Origin of the sequence: Colwellia piezophila ATCC BAA-637, assembly GCF_000378625.1 — a bacterium.
Taxonomy (GTDB): domain Bacteria; phylum Pseudomonadota; class Gammaproteobacteria; order Enterobacterales; family Alteromonadaceae; genus Colwellia; species Colwellia piezophila.
Genome location: NZ_KB905162.1, coordinates 342,221 through 364,499, shown reverse-complemented (window position 1 = coordinate 364,499; position 22,279 = coordinate 342,221). Strand labels below are relative to the sequence as shown.

Annotated in this window: 19 protein-coding genes; 7 read left to right on the top strand and 12 right to left on the bottom strand. The window is 39.3% G+C overall.

Annotated features, from left to right (window positions below; all coding sequences use genetic code 11):
* Positions 1-45: 45 nt before the first annotated feature.
* From rseP to rpsB, 8 genes are all read right to left on the bottom strand, one after another.
* Positions 46-1,404 carry a sigma E protease regulator RseP gene (gene rseP, locus F580_RS0107390; protein ID WP_019027073.1) on the bottom strand — a complete coding sequence of 453 codons (1,359 nt, stop codon included), beginning with the start codon at positions 1,402-1,404 and terminating at the stop codon, positions 46-48.
* 8 nt (positions 1,405-1,412) lie between these two features.
* Complete coding sequence (gene ispC / locus F580_RS0107385; RefSeq protein ID WP_019027072.1) at positions 1,413-2,642, bottom strand: 1-deoxy-D-xylulose-5-phosphate reductoisomerase; 1,230 nt, start codon at positions 2,640-2,642, stop codon at positions 1,413-1,415.
* A gap of 48 nt (positions 2,643-2,690) precedes the next feature.
* Complete coding sequence (locus F580_RS0107380; protein ID WP_019027071.1) at positions 2,691-3,554, bottom strand: phosphatidate cytidylyltransferase; 864 nt, start codon at positions 3,552-3,554, stop codon at positions 2,691-2,693.
* An 89-nt stretch (positions 3,555-3,643) separates the two neighbouring features.
* Complete coding sequence (gene uppS / locus F580_RS0107375; RefSeq protein WP_019027070.1) at positions 3,644-4,423, bottom strand: polyprenyl diphosphate synthase; 780 nt, start codon at positions 4,421-4,423, stop codon at positions 3,644-3,646.
* 448 nt (positions 4,424-4,871) lie between these two features.
* Positions 4,872-5,429, bottom strand: a complete 558-nt coding sequence (frr, locus tag F580_RS0107370) for a ribosome recycling factor (RefSeq protein ID WP_019027069.1) — start codon at positions 5,427-5,429, stop codon at positions 4,872-4,874.
* Between the two features lie 95 nt (positions 5,430-5,524).
* Positions 5,525-6,253, bottom strand: coding sequence for a UMP kinase (gene pyrH / locus F580_RS0107365; RefSeq protein ID WP_019027068.1), 729 nt, complete (start codon positions 6,251-6,253; stop codon positions 5,525-5,527).
* 262 nt (positions 6,254-6,515) lie between these two features.
* Positions 6,516-7,370 (bottom strand): translation elongation factor Ts, encoded by an 855-nt coding sequence (gene tsf / locus F580_RS0107360; RefSeq protein WP_019027067.1) that lies wholly within the window; start codon positions 7,368-7,370, stop codon positions 6,516-6,518.
* Positions 7,371-7,505: 135 nt separating this feature from the next.
* Complete coding sequence (gene rpsB / locus F580_RS0107355) at positions 7,506-8,234, bottom strand: 30S ribosomal protein S2 (protein WP_019027066.1); 729 nt, start codon at positions 8,232-8,234, stop codon at positions 7,506-7,508.
* Between the two features lie 452 nt (positions 8,235-8,686).
* On the opposite strand from rpsB, the gene F580_RS0107350 reads away from it, so the two are divergent.
* From F580_RS0107350 to serA, 7 genes are all read left to right on the top strand, one after another.
* Positions 8,687-9,307: a hypothetical protein gene (locus tag F580_RS0107350; protein WP_019027065.1), complete on the top strand. Its 621-nt coding sequence runs from the start codon at positions 8,687-8,689 to the stop codon at positions 9,305-9,307.
* A gap of 111 nt (positions 9,308-9,418) precedes the next feature.
* Positions 9,419-10,207, top strand: coding sequence for a type I methionyl aminopeptidase (map, locus tag F580_RS0107345; RefSeq protein ID WP_019027064.1), 789 nt, complete (start codon positions 9,419-9,421; stop codon positions 10,205-10,207).
* 108 nt (positions 10,208-10,315) lie between these two features.
* Entirely contained in the window at positions 10,316-12,952 is a 2,637-nt protein-coding gene (gene glnD / locus F580_RS0107340) for a [protein-PII] uridylyltransferase (protein ID WP_026301307.1), read from the top strand.
* A 100-nt stretch (positions 12,953-13,052) separates the two neighbouring features.
* Positions 13,053-13,895, top strand: a complete 843-nt coding sequence (dapD, locus tag F580_RS0107335) for a 2,3,4,5-tetrahydropyridine-2,6-dicarboxylate N-succinyltransferase (protein WP_019027062.1) — start codon at positions 13,053-13,055, stop codon at positions 13,893-13,895.
* Between the two features lie 258 nt (positions 13,896-14,153).
* Complete coding sequence (locus tag F580_RS0107330; protein ID WP_019027061.1) at positions 14,154-14,558, top strand: hypothetical protein; 405 nt, start codon at positions 14,154-14,156, stop codon at positions 14,556-14,558.
* Between the two features lie 694 nt (positions 14,559-15,252).
* Positions 15,253-15,909 (top strand): ribose-5-phosphate isomerase RpiA, encoded by a 657-nt coding sequence (gene rpiA / locus F580_RS0107325; protein WP_019027060.1) that lies wholly within the window; start codon positions 15,253-15,255, stop codon positions 15,907-15,909.
* A 175-nt stretch (positions 15,910-16,084) separates the two neighbouring features.
* Complete coding sequence (gene serA / locus F580_RS0107320) at positions 16,085-17,338, top strand: phosphoglycerate dehydrogenase (RefSeq protein ID WP_019027059.1); 1,254 nt, start codon at positions 16,085-16,087, stop codon at positions 17,336-17,338.
* A 148-nt stretch (positions 17,339-17,486) separates the two neighbouring features.
* Here serA and F580_RS0107315 read toward each other — a convergent pair whose 3' ends face one another.
* From F580_RS0107315 to zapE, 4 genes are all read right to left on the bottom strand, one after another.
* Positions 17,487-18,989, bottom strand: coding sequence for a CoA-acylating methylmalonate-semialdehyde dehydrogenase (locus tag F580_RS0107315; protein ID WP_019027058.1), 1,503 nt, complete (start codon positions 18,987-18,989; stop codon positions 17,487-17,489).
* Between the two features lie 190 nt (positions 18,990-19,179).
* The gene (locus F580_RS0107310; protein WP_019027057.1) at positions 19,180-19,983 is read right to left on the bottom strand and encodes a tRNA-uridine aminocarboxypropyltransferase; all 804 of its coding nucleotides are present in this window, start codon (positions 19,981-19,983) and stop codon (positions 19,180-19,182) included.
* A 124-nt stretch (positions 19,984-20,107) separates the two neighbouring features.
* Entirely contained in the window at positions 20,108-20,941 is an 834-nt protein-coding gene (locus F580_RS0107305) for a DUF2884 family protein (protein WP_019027056.1), read from the bottom strand.
* 224 nt (positions 20,942-21,165) lie between these two features.
* Entirely contained in the window at positions 21,166-22,275 is a 1,110-nt protein-coding gene (gene zapE / locus F580_RS0107300; RefSeq protein WP_019027055.1) for a cell division protein ZapE, read from the bottom strand.
* Between the last annotated feature and the right edge of the window lie 4 nt (positions 22,276-22,279).

Sequence of the window (22,279 nt, the reverse complement as noted above, 5' to 3'; positions counted from 1 at the left end):
AAAAGCGCTATAACCATCGATGTTGAGTAAGTGTTGTTCTATTCTTTAGCCTAAAACGCGGCTGAAATCATTAAACAAGCCTATGGCCATCAACATCAATAGAGCTAAGGCTCCAAACTTAAAACCAACCTCTTGCACTTTCTCAGGAACTTCTTTTCCCGTGAAAAGCTCTATAACATAATAGAGTAAGTGTCCGCCATCAAGTACTGGAAGGGGTAAAAGGTTAATTATCCCTAAATTAATACTAATTAAGGCTAAAAAGCCTAGAAAATAGACAAATCCATGACCCGCACTATTACCCGCACCTTGGGCAATTCCGATAGGACCGCTTAAATTCTTTAATGATACATCACCGGTAATTAGCTTACCTATCATACTGAAGGTCAAACTTGTTAGGTTCCAAGTCCGTTGAGCACTTTCTTTTATTGCTTCAATTGGTCCATATCTTAATTCAATTAACAGTGATTGTGGCCAAGCATCAACTTTTGGTGCCACACCTATATAACCAACTAAAACCCCAGATTGCTCTATCGCATTAGGGAATACCGACAAAGTCATGGTTTCACCTTGGCGATTAATAGTTATCAGTACTTCTTTTTGTGGGAAACGCTTTATTTCTTTAGCAAAGGCTAACCAATCAGTAGTTACTACCTTATTGACGGCTATAAGCTTATCACCGACTAAAAACCCACCTAATGCGGCAGGGCTATCCTCTGCGACAACAGCGAGTTCATTATGGACTTTAGGCCTAAAAGGCGTAATACCTAAACTCGTCAGTGCTGAGGTTTTATCTGGTGAGAATTTCCATTGGCTAGTATCTAAGACAAAAGTAGAGACATATTGACTATCACTTTGCTGGGTTTTAATTTCAATTTGATTGTCTCCAATAGCCGCGATAAGAGCCAGGTTAACTTCTTGCCAATCACGAGTATTGTTGCCACCGACGCTAATAATTTCACTATTCCCTGTCAGCTGAGCTTTAGATGCAATAGAGTTAGATGCGATTTGGCCAATAACAGGTTTAACACTAGGTACGCCAATTAAAAACATTAAATACAAAGCAAATAAGGCAAAAGCAAAATTCGCCAGAGGACCCGCTGCAACTATGGCGATTCGTTGGTAAACTGATTTGCTATTAAAAGTTTTATCTTTATCTTCAGGTTGCACGTCGTCAACGCGCTCATCTAACATTTTGACATAGCCACCTAGGGGTATCAGTGCCAAAACATACTCAGTGCCATCTTTACCCACTTTACGCCAAATAGCGCGTCCAAAGCCGATAGAAAAACGCTCAACTTTGACACCGTTTTTTCTGGCGACCCAAAAGTGACCATATTCATGTACTGTAACTAGAATACCTAAAGCCACGACAAAAGAGGCAAGGTTCCATAAAAAATCAATCATATTACTTATTACCCTGTAGCATTACAGCCTGAACTTTCGTTAAAGTCTACTAACAATGCTTGTGCAAATATCCGCACCTGCTTATCTAGGGCGATAACCTCATTAATATTTCCTACCTGTTGTGAGACAAATTTTTTCACAGAAGTTTCATTTATTTTAAATATATCGGTAAATTTTATTTTTTCGTTCAAAAAGGCATCAACAGCGATCTCGTTGGCGGCATTTAGAGCCGTACAAGCCGCTTGCCCCTGCTTGCAAGCATCAATCGCTAGTTTTAAATTGGGGTATCTGGAAAAATCGACTTCTTGAAAATCAAAAGAAGCAGTTTTGAAGAAATCAAGAGGCGCGACACCTGACTCTATCCGCTCAGGATAACTTAACGCATGAGCAATAGGTGTACGCATATCGGGGTTGCCCATTTGCGCGATAACTGAGCCATCTTTATATTGCACCATGGAATGTATGGTACTTTGTGGATGTAGTACCACCTGGATATCATCGGCTTCAACATTAAAAAGCCATTTAGCTTCAATAAACTCAAGCCCCTTGTTCATCATCGTAGCAGAGTCAACTGAAATTTTTCGCCCCATATCCCAGTTAGGGTGGTTGCAAGCTTCTTGTGGGGTTACCGTCGCAAGAGTTTCGACAGGTCTTGTTCTAAAGGGCCCGCCGGAGCCAGTTAACAGTATTTTACTGATACCGTTCTCACGTAACTTGCACTCACCAATATTATTTTGCTCCAGTGAGGGTAAACATTGAAAAATAGCATTATGTTCACTATCAATTGGCAGTAACTCTGCTCCTGAAGCTTTGACCGCTGCCATAAATATGGCACCAGAGGTTACTAAAGCTTCTTTGTTCGCCAGTAACACCCGTTTACCGGCATTAACTGCGGCAAGCGTTGGCAATAAACCAGAAGCGCCAACAATTGCAGCCATCACAGTATCAACCGTGTCACACTGGGCTATTTCAATAAGGGCTTGTTCACCGGATAAGACAGTAACGTTATTGACACCGGCATCATTCAGTTTTTCAGTTAGCTGTTCGGCGTGCTTAGTTGAAACTAACACTACTTTTTGCGGTTTAAATTCAAGGCACTGCCCAAAAATAATATCAACACTGGCAAATGCAGCTAAACTTGCTACTTGAAATTTATCTGGGTGGAGTCGTATTACATCGAGCGTACTACAACCGATAGATCCCGTAGAACCTAAAATACATAGCTGGCGTTTAGACACGAACTTTCCTCAATTGATTAAACAAATTGCGAGATAGTTAAAAAATTATCAAGCAAGAAATAAGTAACAAAGCGCAAAAACCGGTGCCGTTGCCGTTAAACTATCGATTCTATCTAAGATACCACCGTGACCCGGTAATATAGTGCCACTATCCTTAACACCCGCTTGGCGTTTAAACATACTCTCTGTTAAGTCACCTAAAACAGAGATTGTGGTTATCAACAAGGTTACTAATAAAGCACTAATGAACTCCTCTGTAGACCAATGTAACAATACCCCCACCACAACCGTTAACACCGTTGCGCAAAGTACGCCACCAAGGAAGCCCTCGACAGTTTTACCTGGGCTAACGTTAGGCATAAGCTTATGTTTACCCATTGATTTACCGAAAAAGTAAGCGCCAACATCGGCGCTCCATACCAGCATAAACAAATACATCAAGAGCTGTGCACCTTGAAATTCATCAACAGCATAATTGTTCGTTCTTAACATGACAAAAGCAAGCCACGTAGGGACCAAGGTCAACCAACCAAAGAGTGCAATAATAAATTTATTTTTAGCCCAAAATGCATTTGTCTTGGGATAGGAAACCATTAAAAAAGCAGCAATCAACCACCAAACCACACTCAACCACAATACGGCAGTTATTTCATGGTGTACCCCTGAAGTTAGCAACCAGGTTTTAACTACGGGTAATAGGTACCATAAAAGTCCAACAATCCCTGTGGTCACAGCCGCGTAGGCTGCACGATGGTTGGTTTTCTTCAAGCCCATGAAACGGGCCCACTCCCACGCCCCTATAGCGATAATGGCCATTAAAAGCCCAGCAAAATAGGTTATTGGTAAATAGAAAATAGCTGATATGGCTGCTGGTGCTAATATTAAAGCCGTTATAATACGTTGTTTTAACAAGGGCTACCCTTTTATTATTATCGATAGTAGTAATTGACTTAGTGAAGTCCGGTAAGCTCTACCAAAAGAGCTAGGCTTACTGTTATTATTTATACTTCTTCGTTTCTTGCTTGTTCACCTGTTTTCCCAAAACGACGCTCTCGTTGGTCAAAACAGTTTAGTGCTTGTTCAAATTGCGCTTCTTTAAAGTCTGGCCATAATATATCAGTGAAATAAAGCTCTGCATACGCAGCTTGCCACATGAGAAAGTTGCTAATTCTAAAATCCCCACCCGTGCGGATAAGTAAATCAAGTGTTGGCAGGTCCGCTAAACACGTTTGTTCATTCAGTGTTAACTCATCGATATCATCAAGTTTCATACTGCCTTGCTGAACTTTAAAGGCTAATTTCTTTGCGGCTTGAGCTATATCCCAACGGCCGCCGTAATTTGCCGCTATGGATAAGACTAACCCGGTATTCTCTGCAGTCAGTTGCTCTGATTTAGTAATGTTTTTTTGTAATTTCTCAGAAAAACGACTCAAATCACCAATGACTTGAAAGCGGATATTATGTTTATGTAAGCGTTTAACTTCTTTAGTCAGCACATACATAAACAAATCCATCAGCACGCCAACTTCTTTGACTGGTCGCTGCCAATTTTCACTACTAAAAGCAAACAAAGTCAGCGCTTTCACATTAGACTTACGTGCACTAGCGACCACAGCCCGTACTGACTCGACTCCCGCTTTATGCCCACTAACTCGGCCTTTCCCCTGCAACTGCGCCCAACGTCCGTTGCCATCCATGATGATAGCAACATGTTGAGGGATTTTTTTGTTACCTGCGTGTACAGCTAAGTCTTCGCCATTATCTACCGAACAATTATCCACTGAACAATTTCCCTTAACTATTTAAGCCCATGCTTATTTAAGTCCGTTTACTTATACCAAGTACATTAATTTATTGACCACTTAGCGAGAATTAAAAGGCATAGAGGCAAGGCATTGATTGAAGAGAATGGTTATTCAGGAGAATAAGCTCCTGCATTCTCTAATAAGCTGCATCCCTGCAGCGTCCTTCTCAAAATCAATAACGATGCATGTAAGCCTTTGCCTTTTATTAGGTACTCGCCCTTTGGGAGTTTATTCGCAATCTGATAACAGCACAGAATTAAAGAAATATAGAATAACTATGTTTAAGTAATTTTGCTTGTTCTAAGCTCGCTAATATAACTCTAAGTTGATCAATATATTTGTGTAATTGGCATTACAAGTTACTTTAAAGAAAAAACGCCAGTTGGCTAAGTAGTAGCAACATGGCGTTTATTAATAAACTAATTTATATTTCCATTAATTCCGCTTCTTTTTTCACAAGAACTTCATCTACTTGCTTAACAAAAGTATCGGTAATTTTTTGAACTGAATCTTCAGCTTGATGATGCTCATCTTCACTGATTTCTTTTTCTTTTAGCAAGCTTTTAAAGTCGGAGTTTGCATCACGACGAATATTACGAATGGCAACTTTACCACCTTCAACTTCACCACGAACAACTTTAACGAGGTCTTTACGACGTTCTTCAGTCAGCGGCGGTAAAGGAATGCGTATTAAAGTGCCATTTGATTGTGGGTTTAAACCTAAATCAGATTTCATAATGGCTTTTTCAACAGCACTAATCATACCTTTATCGAAAACGGTAATAGAAAGGTTACGTGCATCGGGTACAGTTATATTACCGACCTGATTCAACGGCGTGTCCATACCATAGTATTCAACGACAATATTATCTAATAAGGAAGCATGCGCACGGCCTGTTCTTATTTTATTTAAACTACTTTTTAAAGCATCAATACTTTTGCCCATACGTTCTTGAGCATCTTCAATTATTTCATCTATCACGATTATTATTCCTAATATTATCAAGTTAACTTAAGGCGACAATTTATTTTAGCTTGCCTTTTTGAACATCTAGTGTTGACTTAAGTCTTAAAAATTTACTTGTGTGTAATTATAGTGCCTTCACTACCGCCCATGATGACAGATTTCAACGCACCCGGTTTATTCATGTTAAATACGCGAATCGGCATATTGTGATCTCGCGCTAAAGTAAAGGCTGCTAAGTCCATTACTTTTAATTCTTTATCCAGTACTTCATCATAACTAAGCTCACTATAAAGTTCAGCATTTGGGTTTGTCACTGGATCGGCAGAATAAATACCATCAACTTTAGTCGCTTTTAATACTACATCCGCTTCAATTTCAATACCACGTAAACAAGCAGCTGAATCTGTGGTGAAGAATGGATTGCCCGTACCAGCAGAAAAGATAACCACACGACCAGACTTCAACAAACTTATGGCATTTGCCCAGTTGTAACGCTCACACACTCCGGCTAAATCTATGGCAGACATTAAACGGGTATTTACAAAGGCACGATGCAGTGCATCACGCATTGCCAAACCATTCATTACCGTAGCAAGCATACCCATTTGGTCACCTACAACGCGGTTCATGCCCGCTTCGGCTAACCCAGCACCACGGAATAAATTACCACCACCAATAACTAGACCTACTTGGATACCCATCTCGACTAATTCTTTGATCTCTAGAGCCATACGGTCAAGTACTTTAGGATCAATACCAAAACCCTCATCCCCCATCAGTGCTTCACCACTGAGTTTTAATAATATTCTTCGATAAGCAGGCTTCGGATTGGTTGTCATAGGGAAAGATTCCTGTAGCAGTTAGGTAATAAAATTTAAGCCGATAAAAGCCGAGGTCAAAAGACCGCGCCTATTTTAATACGTTTAGCGCAGACACGAAAGTCTAAACTGAAAAAACTCTTTTATTTTATGTAAATATGCCTATTTTGGCGTAAATAGTAGTTATCGACTCAAAAAAAAACGCCTACCTAGGTAGACGTTTTTTGATAATTCATTCTATTTGACCCGCTAGCTATAAAGCTAACACTTCAAACAAATGAAATTAAGCTTTAGCAGCAGCAGCAGCTAGTTGTGCTTCAACTTCGGCAGCAAAATCTTCTGATTTTTTCTCAATACCTTCGCCAACTTCCAAACGAACGAATGAAGAAACAGTAATGCCTTTTTCTTTTAACACTTCGCCAACAGTTTTCTTAGGTTCCATGATAAATGCTTGACCTGATAAAGATACTTCACCAGTGAACTTGCGCATACGGCCGGTAACCATTTTTTCAGCGATTTCTTTAGGTTTACCTTCGTTCATCGCAATTTCGATTTGAATCGATTTCTCTTTTGCAACAACATCTGCAGGAACATCATCAGGCGTTAAGAATTCAGGCTTACTTGCCGCAACGTGCATAGCAATATGCTTAAGTGCTTCTGTATCGCCTTCACCCGCAACAACTACACCAATTTTAGCACCGTGAGAATAAGAAGCTAAGTTAACACCTTCTACATATTCAACACGACGTACATTGATGTTTTCACCAATTTTTGTCACTAACGCAACGCGTTTTTCTTCGAATTGTGCTTGTAGCTCTTCAATCGTTACTTTAGCAGCAAGTGCAGCATCAGCAACAGTATTGGCAAAACCTAAAAAGTTATCATCCATTGCAACGAAATCAGTTTGACAGTTAACTTCAACTAATACCGCAGTGTTTCCTGATACTTTAATGATAATTGCGCCTTCAGCAGCAATATTACCGGCTTTTTTAGCGGCTTTTGCTTGACCGTTCTTACGCATATTTTCAATCGCAAGTTCCATGTCGCCTTCAGCTTCTACTAACGCTTTTTTACAATCCATCATGCCCGCAGCTGTGCGTTGACGTAATTCTTTAACCATAGCAGCTGTAACTGTCATAGGTAATTCCTCGATTTTCAGTTATCCCCGTAGCGACGCTAATAATAAGCTAGCCTTGGGAATAAATATTAAATAAGTTGCCACAAAAGCAAGCTTTTGTGGCAATAGCAAAATAAAACGTGTTATTAACTGAAATTATTCAGCTTCAACAAAACCGTCTTTTTCAGCTTGTACAACGATGTTTTGCTCGCGACCGCTTATTACAGCGTCAGCAACAGCGTTACAGTATAAACTTACTGCACGAATAGCATCATCGTTACCCGGTACGATGTAATCAATACCATCTGGGTTAGAGTTAGTATCAACAACAGAAATTATTTTGATACCAAGGTTGTTTGCTTCTTTAATAGCAATGTGCTCGTGATCAGCATCAATGATAAATAAAACGTCAGGTAAACCACCCATGTTTTTAATGCCACCTAAACTTTTATCAAGCTTTTCCATTTCACGGGTACGCATTAACGCTTCTTTTTTAGTTAAAGCTTCAAAAGTACCGTCAGTGCTTTGAGCTTCTAAATCTTTTAAACGTTTGATTGATTGACGAACTGTTTTCCAGTTAGTCAACATACCACCTAACCAACGGTGATTAACGAAGAATTGGTCAGATTTAACTGCTGCATCTCTGATAGCATCACTTGCAGCACGTTTAGTACCAACAAATAATACTTTACCTTTTTTCGATGATACATTGCTGATATAAGCAAGTGCGTCATTGAACATAGGAACAGTTTTTTCAAGGTTGATGATATGAACTTTATCGCGTGAACCGAAAATGAATGGCTTCATTTTTGGATTCCAGTAACGAGTTTTGTGACCGAAGTGAACACCAGCTTTAAGCATATCGCGCATTGAAACGTTTGACATTGTATTTTCCTTTATGGGGTTAAGCGTTCATACACCCAATATACACGACCTCTTCGTTTTGACTTTATAGTCAAAAACTGGGCACCCCGGTATACCTTTAATAGATGTATGTGAGTTTATAATAATGACTTATCGGATAGGCAAGTTAATAATGTTGCTTATGCCAATAGTCGATTTAAATTTTCACTAAACCAAGCTGAACCGCCCTACTTTTCTTAAGCAAAAGAGAACACAGCGCAACTAAAAATTTAGCGGAGCACTTTATATCATATATAGACTTATTTTACCATATTAAAATGAATTAGCCTCAAAAAGTGATTTAAAGTGATTTGTGGTGGGATAATAAGGCAAGGCGAGTTAAAATCCGCGGATACAGGTAACACTCCAACTAATCATGTGTAAATTATTACTTGGAGTTGAAAAGAAACCATTCAATTATAGTAGAGGAAGTTATGGCCGCAGAATTATTTTTTATATATGACAGTCACTGCCCGTGGAGTTACGCAACAACGCCATTAGTTAATGCCGTCAATAAAGCGTTACCTGAAGTAACGCTTAACTTATGGCATTGCGCCTATTTTTCTGATGCCGACGGTGAAAACATTATCAGCAAGCAGCAGATTACTAAAGTCAAAGAGCTTTCAGCTGCTAAATTCTCCCCTGCCTATATGAATAAATTATCGGAAGGTAAAGACTCGACCTTATGCGCTAACCTAATGACTTGGGCCTCTAATAAAACGCCACAACAAGCGCTTACTTTATTAAATGCGCTACAAGTAGAGCATTTCAGTCAAGGAAGTGACTTAAGTGACCAAGACGATTTGAATGATATAGTGGCACAATTCAAATTATCTGTGCCAACAAAAGTTTTTAATAAAGCAAAGTTGACTAATGATGCCGAAGCACAAGTGCATGAAATTTATGCTTTACAAGAAATCATCAAAACCCAAGCAATACCGGCACTGTTACTGGCAATCAATGAAGAATTAATCTTACTTAATCACAATTTATATTTACAAGACCCTGATGCATTTGTTGATGCGGTAAAATTAGAGTTAAAAAAACACAGTTAACTTGCTATCTTATTAGCAAGTTACTCATCATCAAAGATGAAATTACAATTAATTAACAGCATAGTCGCAACGAGTATTGCCACTAGCGTAAACTTAAAGAGATAGCACAAGATGGCCATCACCATAAAAAGCCAAGAAGAAATAGCCAAAATGCGTATTGCCGGTCAATTAGCCGCTGACGTTTTAGAAATGATAGCTGAGCATGTAAAAGCAGGTATTAGTACTGATGAACTTAATACCTTATGTGCCGAGTATACTGACAAAGTTCAAAACGCTATTTCTGCCCCCCTTAATTACCATGATTTTCCTAAATCAATTTGTACTTCAGTAAACCACGTGGTTTGTCACGGTATTCCTGATGGCACAGTATTAAGTGATGGCGATATTATTAATATTGATATCACGGTAATAAAAGATGGTTATCATGGTGATACTAGCAAAATGTTTATTATTGGAGAAGGCAGCCCTGAAGATAATCGTTTATGCCGCATTACCCAAGAATCGCTGTATTTAGCGCTTAAAAGAATCAAACCGGGGGCTACTTTTGGTGAAATTGGCGCAACTATCCAAAAATTCATCAAGAAGTCTGGTCGTTATTCTATTGTTAAAGACTATTGTGGTCATGGTATCGGTAAAGAGTTCCATGAAGAACCGCAAATAGTGCACTATAAAAATAATGATAAAACCAAGATGGAAGTTGGCATGTGTTTCACCATTGAGCCCATGGTAAATTTAGGACGTGCTAACACCTTGCTAGATAAGACTGACAATTGGACTGTTTACACCACTGACGGTAAAAGGTCTGCCCAATGGGAACACACTATTGTGGTTACTCAAACCGGTTGTGAGATTTTAACCCTACGTAAAGAAGAATCAATTCCTCGACTCTTACATAATTAATGCCGAAGGGATTAGTACCTCCGGGTTAATCCCTTGCGGTTACATTCCATAGGGTAATTGCAACAGCTTAATCGCAATAGGTTCCCCACAATAGGTAAAGGTAAGCTCTTGACTAATCAACTAGCATCAATGCATATAGTTCCACCACATTTAATTGAAAGCTTAGCCGTCAGCGCTGACTTTTTATCTACCCGCGAGATCTGCCTATTAAGCCAAGCTTTTAAAGAATGGTTAAAAGACGTTTTTATCGATAACGATGTAAATGACTTATTAACAGCACGTGCTGTTTTTGTTGATGCCATTTTAAAAAAATTATGGTGTCAACATCACCTTGATGAATTTCAAATAAGCTTAGTTGCTGTGGGTGGTTATGGTCGAGCTGAATTACATCCGCAATCTGATGTCGATATTCTTATATTAACCCAAGAAGAAATTGACCTGGACTTGGAGGAAAAAATATCGAGTTTTATTACCCAGTTATGGGATATAAAACTTGATATTGGCCATAGCGTCCGCTCTATTAAGGAATGTTTAAAGCAAGCGGTAAAAGAAGTGACTGTTGCCACCAACTTAATGGAAATGCGACAAATAGCGGGTAATGAAATCCTGACACAACATTTATTACCTTTATTACATGAAGATGTTTTCTGGACGTCTAAAAAGTTCTTTATCGCAAAATGTAAAGAGCAAGCTGATAGACACCAACAATATCGCGGCACAGCTTATACCCTTGAACCCAATTTAAAAGCTAACCCTGGTGGTTTGCGAGATATCCAAACCATTGCTTGGGTCGCTAAGCGGCATTTCTCTGCCGGCTCTTTGGAAGAGCTTGTTGAGCATGGTTACCTCTACCCTAATGAATTATTTGAATTGTTAGAGTCACAAGATTACCTGTGGCGCATGCGTTTTGCGCTACACTTTGTCGCGGGTCGCAGTGAAAACCGACTTTTATTTGACTATCAAGCTGATGTTGCCAAAATGATGGGTTTTGGCGATGAAGGTAAAGCCCCCGTTGAACGAATGATGAAGCGTTTCTTTCGCATTATCTCCCGAGTCACTGAATTAAATACCATGCTGTTACAGCATTTTGAACAAGCGATTATTAAAAAATCTGAGCCGAGTAACATTAGTATTATCAACAAAGACTTTGAATTGGTTGATACCTTAATTAATACCCGCAACGACCGTATATTCATGCGGTCATCAAAGTTAATAGAAATGTTCTTGATTATTGCTCAAGAGCCCGGTATCAAAGGTATTCATTCACATACATTACGATTAATGCGTAATGCGCGTAGGCGCTTGATTTCGGGACTCATTGATTATGCTGAATGTCGTCGTATATTTATGGCGATTATTCGTCATCCACGTGGTTTAGGCTTAGCGTTAACGTTAATGCACAAACACAGTATTCTCAGTTCATATTTACCACTATGGCGCAATATCGCTGGGCAAATGCAATTTGACCTTTTCCATGCTTACTCCGTCGATGAACATACCTACCGAGTGATTAAAAACCTACATCAGTTCAGCCAAAAAGAGCACAATCATAAATTCCCACTTTGTAGTAAAATAGTGCAAAAAATTCGTAAACCAGAAGTGCTTTATTTAGCCGGTTTTTTTCATGATATCGGTAAAGGCCGTGGCGGAGATCATGCTAAACTTGGGGCTGTAGATGCATTAAATTTTTGCTTGTCGCATCAAATGAGTAAACACGATAGTAATATGGTGGCGTGGCTTGTAGAGTACCATTTATTAATGTCAGTTACCGCTCAACGTCGCGATATCAATGACGAAAATGTCATTCGAACTTTTGGTGAAATTGTTCGTGATGAAGCGCACCTAAACTACCTTTATTGCTTAACCGTTGCCGATATGCGAGGTACCAACGAAAGCCTCTGGAATAACTGGAAAGCAAACCTACTTGAAGAGCTTTACTTCAATACGCTCAGTGCTTTTCGTCATGGCTTAGAGAAACCCGTAGAAGTTCGCTCTAAAATTCGTGAAAACCAGCAACAAGCATTAGCACTGTTAAGCGAACAAAATATCGATGAACAAGACGTTAAAGTATTATGGCATGAATTTAAAATTGACTATTTTTTACGTTATTCCCCTGAGCAAATAGCCCGACAATGTAGCCATATTCTCAAGCATGATAGAGAAACGTCTTTGGTGCTAATTAGTCCTATCCCTTATAGAGGCGGCACTGAAGTCTTTATTTTCACCAAAGAAAAAAATAATACCTTCGCTAATACCGTTTCGTTTTTAGACTCTAAAAAACTCTCTATCCATGATGCAAAAATTATTACCACCAAAACAGGCTTTACCGTTAACACCTTTGTCGTACTTGATAGCCGTAATAAACCTTTGCGAGAACGCTTTTACACCAAAGAAATTAGCCAAAGTTTAGTGGACCGGTTGGATCAAGACACGGTCTGTGAACTGCCCGAGCCTAAGTTAGCAAGACACATGAAGAAATTTAAAGTTCCGCTGCGTGTTAACTTTATTAAGATACATTCAAAAAATCGTACCATGATAGAAATAATCGCCTTGGATAGGCCGGGTTTATTATCAAATATTGGTCAGGTCTTTCAACAAGAACAGATCAATATTCATTCCGCTAAAATAACAACTTTTGGTGAAAAAGCTGATGATGTATTTACTATTTCTACCGTGGGAAATCATGCACTAACAAGTCAAGAACAAGAAGCTTTAGCTTCGCGATTAACGCAAGAAATTGATTAACTATACCCGTCACCATTCAAGATGCAGGTTTCAGAGTGTTTGATTGGTGACGGGTATATAACCTTTAAAATATATTTAAATTTTCAAATAGGAAAGCCTAATGACAGAATTAAAACACTTAGCTAGCGTAATTGAACGTGCTTTTGAAGAACGAGCCAACATAACTCCAGCAAACGTTTCCAGTGAAATAAAGACCGCAGTGCTTGATGCTTTAGCGGCATTAAACAACGGCAGTGCCCGCGTTGCAGAAAAAGTAGCGGGTAGCTGGCAGGTAAATCAATGGCTCAAAAAAGCGGTATTACTTTCGTTTCGTATCTGGGATAACAAAGTAATTGATGGTGCAGAAAGTACTTTTTTTGACAAGGTACCGATGAAATATGACGGTTATACTCAAGCGATGTTTGAAGCCGACGGTGTTCGTGTAGTGCCTGGCGCAAGTGTTCGTACCGGTAGCTTTATTGGTAAAAACGTTGTGGTGATGCCGAGCTTTGTCAATATCGGCGCTTTTGTCGATGAAGGTTGTATGATTGACGCTTGGGCTACGGTTGGCTCATGTGCACAAATCGGTAAGAATGTACATTTATCAGGTGGTGTTGGTATTGGTGGTGTATTAGAGCCGTTACAAGCAGGCCCTACTATTATTGAAGATAACTGCTTTATCGGCGCACGTTCTGAAATAGTTGAGGGTGTAATCGTTGAAGAAGGAGCGGTAATTTCAATGGGCGTATATATCGGTCAAAGCACTCGTATTTTCGACCGTGAAACCGGCGAAGTGCACTATGGCCGTGTACCTGCTGGCTCTGTGGTTGTACCGGGTAACTTACCATCAGCTTGTGGTACTTACAGCTTATATGCTGCTATTATAGTGAAAAAAGTAGACGCGAAAACTTTGGCAAAAGTAGGCATTAATGAACTACTTCGCTCGGTGTCAGAAGAGAAGTAATCACTCATAATGGCTACAGTGTTAATAAATTGACACTGATAGCACTTTTTAAGCTTGCTGTGGATTTATTGTTAACAATAAATCCACAGCAAGCTTTTTTTATCGACAATATTAAAGTAATACGAATTAGATTAACGAATATTTTCAGGTAATTAGCGTGATAGTCATTAATCACTGCAGGCAAAAAAACTTTCTGGCATAACACTTGCCCTATTGATAGTAACTCAGTCATTGTTATTAGTTATCGTCAGGTTTGTTATGAAAGTATTTAAAATATGCAGCTATTTTTTACTCTATTTTGCCATTTCGGCTTGTAGTAATACCGCTCAACTAAATTTAAAACCTAAGAGTAATCACTACTATGCTAACAATTTCAGCCACACTCAGTTTACTGCGTATCATCAATACTCAGTAAAAACAGCCGCCTCTTCAGATAGACAGCTTATGCTTTCTTTACTCAACCGACCTATTCCTGAAGATCAACGTATGATGCTGACTTTTGCCAAACGCCAAGAAAATTACTTTCCTGATAGTACAATGGTAGGTATTCAAATAAAAGGTGATAAACGTAGCGATAAATTCCCAAGTCAAAACGCTTCAATGTATGCCGATATGATCAATCAAGATAACAACTCAGTATCCATTAGCGCAATGCCAAAGTGATACGAGTAATAGCTCAGTAGCCCACTACAAGACCTGAGCAACACTATATAGCTAATAAAAATATAGTGCTCCATCCATTAATTAACCTCGTTACTGTCCAAGCCAGTATCTGCCTGTTACTCGATAGTTATTCCCATTCCAATAAGCCTTTTCCCATTCATTTCTTACTCATTCGCTATGATGATTTTAATTGCGCTAATTTTAACAAGATAACTCGTTAAATACCCATTATCATTCAATATGCAGGTTTCAGAGTACTTGAGCGACTTCAATCCAAGGCGCTGTGATGAAATAATGGTTGTTCAGGAGAATGTGCTCAGGATAATGTGCTCCTGCATTATCTAATAAATCACATCCATGTGACGTCTGCATTCTCTAATAGGCTACATCCATGTAGCGTCATTATAAGTTACAGCAACGATGAAGTGATGTTGCTCAAGCACTTCAACGATGGGTTTAAAATGACTTTATACTGCGTTAAATAATCAAACCATAGAGTGACTATGATTAAATTATTTGCCTTGCCTAAAGTTATTATAATTCCCACTGAAATCCCGCACTTTGAATGGTAACGGGTATATGTGCCCACTTACCTAACACCAACAGAATCGTTTAGTGTTATAATCGTCTTTTTACGCCACACATAACTTAGTTATCGCTAGCTAAGTAACACTACAATCTCAAGGCACGTAATATGACTCAAAATGAAATGAAAAAAGCAGCAGCCATCAAGGCATTAGAATTCATTGAAAACGATACTATCGTTGGCGTTGGTACGGGCTCAACGGTTAATTTTTTCATCGATGCGCTTGCCTCAATAAAAAACAAAATTTGCGGTGCAGTTTCAAGCTCAGAAGAGTCGACTAAACGCTTAAAAGCACACGGTATTGAAGTCTTTGATTTAAACAGTGTTGATGTCTTAGATGTATATGTTGATGGCGCTGATGAAATCACTCGTCACATGGCCATGATTAAAGGCGGTGGCGCGGCTTTAACACGTGAAAAGATAGTTGCGGCCGTCGCCAAAAAATTTATTTGTATTGCCGATGACTCAAAACAAGTTGCTGTACTTGGCAGCTTTCCACTTCCTGTTGAAGTTATCCCTATGGCACGTAGTTATGTTGCCCGCGAACTTGTTAAGTTAGGCGGCGACCCCGTTTACCGCCAAGGCGTTACCACGGATAACGGCAATGTTATTCTTGATGTTCATAACCTCCAAATTCTTGATCCAAAAGTACTTGAAGCCCAAATTAATGCCATTGTCGGTGTGGTCACCAATGGTTTATTCGCGCTACGTGGTGCAGACATTTTAGTACTGGGCTGTAGCGATGGTATTAAAGTTATCCAATAACTGACCATCCGGCCTTTAAAGCGGAATATTCAGTTTTAAGCATATTTATTCCAAAATATGCTTAAACCCCTTTAGAGTTTATACACTATATGATATGTTAATCCTCTACTTTAGATATCTAGCCATCTAAACAAAAGTCTATTTACCGTTTAACTTAGGATAAGTGAAGCCAGTTATGACCATTGCCAAGCAGAACTCATTAGCAAAAGACAAAATTAAAATATTATTACTTGAAGGCTTGCATCCAAGCTCTATTGAAGAATTAAAGTTAAAAGGCTATTCAAATATTGAATCGCTAAAAACCTCGCTTTCTGAAAGCGAGTTAATTGAAAAAATTGCTGATGTTCACTTTATTGGCATTCGTTCACGCACACAGTTAACTGAAAAGGTGCTTAGTCACGCTAACAAGTTGGTTGCTATTGGTTGTTTTTGTATTGGCACCAATCAAGTCGATTTAAAAGCGGCACAACAGCGTGGCGTTCCAGTCTTTAACGCCCCTTTTTCGAATACTCGCTCAGTAGCTGAATTAGTCTTAGGTGAAACCTTATTATTATTACGGGGTATCCCGGAGAAAAGTGCTAAAGCACATCGGGGAGAATGGTTTAAGTCAGCGGTCGGCTCAGTCGAAGCACGTGGTAAAGTCTTGGGTATTATTGGTTACGGTCATATAGGTATGCAATTAGGTATTTTAGCCGAAACCTTAGGCATGAGAGTACGCTTTTATGACGTAGAAACTAAATTACCGCTCGGTAATGCCAGTCAAGCACCGACTCTAAACAATTTACTTGCAGAAGCGGACGTTATCAGCTTACATGTCCCTGAAACAGTACAAACTCAAAATATGATAGCGCAAGCACAATTTGAGGCGATGAAAGATGGAGCGATATTTATCAATGCTTCTCGTGGTACTGTGGTTGATATTGATGCCTTGGCACAAGCACTAGAAAGCAAAAAAATAGCGGGTGCTGCGATTGATGTATTCCCTGTTGAGCCCAAGAGTAATAATGATGAGTTTATTTCGCCTTTACGCGGCTTTGACAATGTTATTTTAACACCACACATTGGCGGTAGTACTAAAGAAGCACAAGCAAATATCGGTTTAGAAGTGGCTACTAAGCTTGCGAAGTATTCAGATAATGGCTCAAGTTTGTCGGCGGTTAACTTCCCTGAAGTATCGCTACCTGACCACGCTATTCCTGGTCAAACCGGCACTAGTCGCTTATTGCATATTCACCATAACCAACCCGGTGTGTTAACTAAAATTAACCAAGCATTTGCAGAGCACAATATTAATATTGCCGCGCAATACTTACAAACTGACGACAAAATTGGTTACGTGGTTATCGATATAGACTCTCAAGATAGTGTTTTAGCGCTAAAAGCGTTAAAACTAATTGATGGTACTATTCGTGCCAGAATACTACATTAATAGTACGGTATTAAGAGCACTGCATTAACCTATCACGCTAGCAGATAGGTTAGTAAACGACATTCAATAAAAAAGGGTCACTATATAAATAGTGACCCTTTTTATTTTTACTGATAAAGAAGTTAACTTAAATAGATATAACCACTTCTTACTTCATACTGATTGTTGTATGTACCGTTGAGCCATCTTGATGATCAGGCTCAAACCAACGAGCGGTTATAGATTTAGTAAAGGTCCAAAAACTAACAACCTGTTTACCATTTGGTCCTAAATCACCTAATTTTGAGCCACGAGAGCCAGTAAAGCTAAAGTAAGCAACCGGCACTGGAATAGGTACATTAATACCTACTTGGCCAACATCAACATCGTTTTCAAATTTACGAGCTGCCCAACCAGACGAAGTAAATAACGAAGTACCATTACCATTAGGGTTAGCATTAATTATTTCTATTGCTTCATCAAGACTATCCGCTTCTAATACACACAAAGCAGGACCAAATATCTCTTGAGTATAAATGTCCATATCGGTAGTCACTTTACTGAATAGCGTTGGCCCAACAAAGTTACCATTCGGATAACCTTCTACTTTACAGTCTCTACCATCTACCAGTAATTCAGCGCCTTGAGCTACGCCGGAATCAAGCAGGCTAATTATGCGCGCTTTAGCTTGTGGTGAAACCACTGGACCTAAATCTGCATCTCGTTGCGTACCTGGACCAACTTTCATTAACTTGGCGCGTGCAACAATTTCAGGTAACCAATTACGAGCTTCACCAACAAGAATTGTTACTGGGTTAGCCATACAGCGTTGCCCGGCTGCGCCAAATGCAGAGCCTAATAAATCATTAATCGCTCGGTCTTTGTTAGCATCAGGCATGATCACCATATGGTTTTTAGCGCCCATCATCGCTTGTGCACGTTTACCGTGCTTACTTGCGTGGTTATAAATATGGGTACCTACCGCGGTAGAGCCAATGAAAGATACGGCTTTAACCGCATCGCTCTCAATTAACTGGTTAACCGCATCAGGGCCGCCATGGATAACATTAAGTACGCCTGGTGGTATACCCGCTTCTAACGCAAGTTCGACAAAGCGTATGGTTGATGACGGCGCTTGCTCAGACGGTTTTAATACAAAGGTATTACCGCAAGCAATGGCTGGTGGAAACATAAAAGCTGGCAACATTAACGGGAAGTTAAAGGCGGTAATGCCAACACCAACACCAAGCGGTTTATTTAGGGTATAGGTATCAATACCTGTAGCGGCGTTGTTAGCCATTTCACCCAATTGTAAACGCGTGATAGAGCAAGCATTTTCAATGGCTTCTAGCGCGCGACCTACTTCGCCTTCCGCATCGGGCAAGGTTTTACCATGCTCTAAGGTGACTAATTCCGCTAGTTCTTGGCTATGTTCACGTACCAGGTGCTGAAACTTAAGCATAATACGCATACGATTTGTTAATGAGACTTTTGACCAACTCTTAAATGCTTGCTCGGCGCTGTCAACCGCAGCGGCAACTTCTTCTCTGGTTGCCACTGGCACACGAGCAACTACTTCCTGCGTAGCTGGGTTAAGAACATCTAACCAAGTGTCCGTTTTAGAGCGAATTTTTTCACCATTAATAATGAGGGGGATTTCTTTAATTGTCATAACAAGCCTTTGTAATTATTATTTGCTAACAGTGCGTAGAATAATCTTAACTTAAGACTTTAATTAGCTAAGTACTAGCTTTAAAGAAATGAAAAAATGCAGAGCAAGCAATCACTTGCAAACTAATATTTACAAGGTTCGCCTAAGTATATGTTTACCTTAACGTTAACTGCAACTGGGTTAACGTTAGTTATTTACCATAGATCTTAGCAATAAAGTTTTGATAGTTCTCAATGGCATTTACGTTGCCCTTATTACGCTGACAGACACTTTTTTGATATTGAAAGTTGAACACATCAAACCATAAGTCGAGTACATGGGCATTATTAGCTTCGCCATGCATCGCTAATACTCTTGCCGCTACTTCTGCAGTTGAAAATTGATGTTCAAGTGCAGTTTTTCTGACCGTGTAACGTGAGTCTTGTCCGACAGGAGATAAGTGACTGTTGTTCTCGTTTTGGCAATTGCCGCTGACGGCTTGCAGCGCAGTTTTAGCATCAAACGACACCATGGGAAATCCATCTAAATAGGGACTTTTACGAAACATTTTTTTAGCTTCTCGCCAACTGCCATCGAGCATGATAAAAAGAGGCCTTTTACCTTGTGGACAAATGACCTTATTGGTGAATACTTGACGTTCCTCGCCCGCATACTCTTGTGGAAACACCAGTAGAGGAAACCACTTTTCATCATTAAGCACCGCTAATAACTCAGGGTTTTCTTGGGTTCTTGACCATAAAAAAGCAAAGGTATCGGGAATAAGATCGGCAATGAGTTTACCGGTATTGCTCGGTTTTAACACTTCAGTGTCATACATTAGTAATAAAAAGCCAACTGTGGTCTCTATTTTCTCTTTACTTGGAGATAACTCACATATACAGAACTGTTGGGCTAGCTGGCACAGTTCACAGCGAATAACACGCTGTCCTCTGGCTTTATAGGTGGTAGTACTGATACTTTTACGGTATTGATGTAATTGATGGACAGCGTGCATGTTTCACTAATTGGGACATAAAAAAAGACTTTGCGATTATATCAGCGCAGAGTCTTAGTGTTGAGCAATATTCGTAGGATATTTACTTAAACGGAATATCGTTATTTATCCAATAGGGTTATGGCTACTTCACATTAGGATCTAATTTCTCCGTATTCTCTACAGTAACAGTAAACACATTTGTATGGGCAAGTGGTTCAACTTCAGCTTTAAGTTGTTCTTCTAAGGCATCAAGCTCGGCAATATCGACACATAGTGCCTGTGCTTTCTTTTCAATTTGAGCCGATCGGGTTGTCATTTCTTGCTCCATTGTTTCACCAAAGCTTTCCATACGCTGCTGAAAACTCTGCCCGTCATCATCAGCCATCATTTGTTGGCCCATGGCAATCATAATACTGCCTATAGAGTTGATAACTGCTTTCTCAATGACCGAGTCCATACGTTGCTCGAAATCTTTACCTAATAGCGCTTCGTTTTCTAAACCATCAACGCCGATTGAGATACCATTTTCGATGGTTAGGCTGCTTTCAATTTGTGTTCGAATCAGTTCAAGTTCTTTAGTCAAACTTGCGGCAACACTATTTCCTTCGCCTAACAGGCCATTAAAGGCGAGATTTATACCATCAACGGCTAGGTCAACACCTTCGATAGCAACACTTTTTACTTGCGGTACTAAGTGACGAATTTTTTCATCATATTGCTGTACTAACGCTTGTTGTTGGCTAGATAACTTAATACTTTTATTGTCGATAAAAAGTTTTTTACCCTCAATGATTTTATACAAGCTAACCTGTTGCTCATCATGCTTACTTTTCTCTTGCAAGAACTCAATCGAGTTGGCATCTATGGTAAAGCCTGCTGATAACTCTACATTACAGGACTCAAAAGCAGTTGCCGCTGATGATGCAAGTGATAGCGTAATGGCACTAGCAACTAATGTCGCGTGAAAATAAGTCATGGTGTCTTTCCTTAAGAAGTAGATTTAATGGATCTGATTAGTTTAGCTATCCATTATTATAAAATTAAAATAATTACAGGAATTATGTTACAAGCATAATGCCAAGTTTATTTTTATATAGATATCAAACAGATGGCTAAAAATCAATATTAATTCATTAATAAAAAGTAAGCAAATTAGTCAAATTGACTAGTTATTAGTTTTTTAGTTTTTTAGGGTGATGGTTAATTATTTTGCATTTCAATTAACCGTGATTGACAACGTTCAAATTCAAAAGCCAGTTGTTGGCCCTGATATAGCTCAAATATATCAACTTGAGCACTAACGACTAACTTAATGCTCTGATCGTAAAACTCATCAACAAGGGCAATAAATCGCCTAGCTTCATCATCAAGTTGCTGCAAATCACCCATTAACACACCACTACGTTGATAACTATCTTCAACACCTGAAAAAACTGCCGGGATTAACTTACCTGAGAATTGGGGTACATTAGCAATAAAAACCGTACTAAAGTCTTGGGCGAGTGCCATATAATCTCGTTGACTACGAGGGCCAGAGCAAAGTGCAAAAAAATCAAAAAAAATGACTTTATCAGTTTTCGCTAGATAACTCATTGGTCGGTGATTAATTTCTATAATACCGGCAACTAAAGACTTTTCCTTGGTCTGACTTTTAAAGCGGGTAAATAATTTATCTTGGCCTTGGTCAGCTAATAAAAAATAATTATTATAATTAGCGTTTTTAGACAGCTTACTGCGCCTATGATCGACATCACCATCAATAGAGACAATCTGACAATATTGATTAATCAAAGCAATGGTTGGTAAGAAGCGATCTCGTTGCAAGCCGTTACGATAAAGCTGTTCAGGTTGGCAATTAGAGGTAGCAACAAGGGTTACACCTTGGGCGAATAAAGCTGAAAAAAGACCACTCAATAACATGGCATCGCCAATGTCACTGACAAAAAATTCATCAAAGCATAATAGATCAATATTTTTTGCCCACGCTTTGGCTATATGGGTAAGTGGCTCTGATTTTCCGGTTAGCTTGGCCAGTTGCTGATGCACACTTTCCATAAAGTGGTGGAAATGAATACGTTTCTTATTTTTTATCGGCAAGTGCTGGTAAAATAAATCCATCAGCATGGTTTTACCTCGACCGACTCGGCCATGAAAATATAAACCTGGAACGGTTTTTTTTAGTTTTTTTGGTAAATTTTGCTGCTCAATCAGTTGCTCTGATAATAATACTAAAGCATCAATAGCTTGAGTTTGAGCGGCATCAAAATCGAGCTGCTTGTTAGCAAGCAGCTCTTGGTAGGCTTTTTTCATTGAG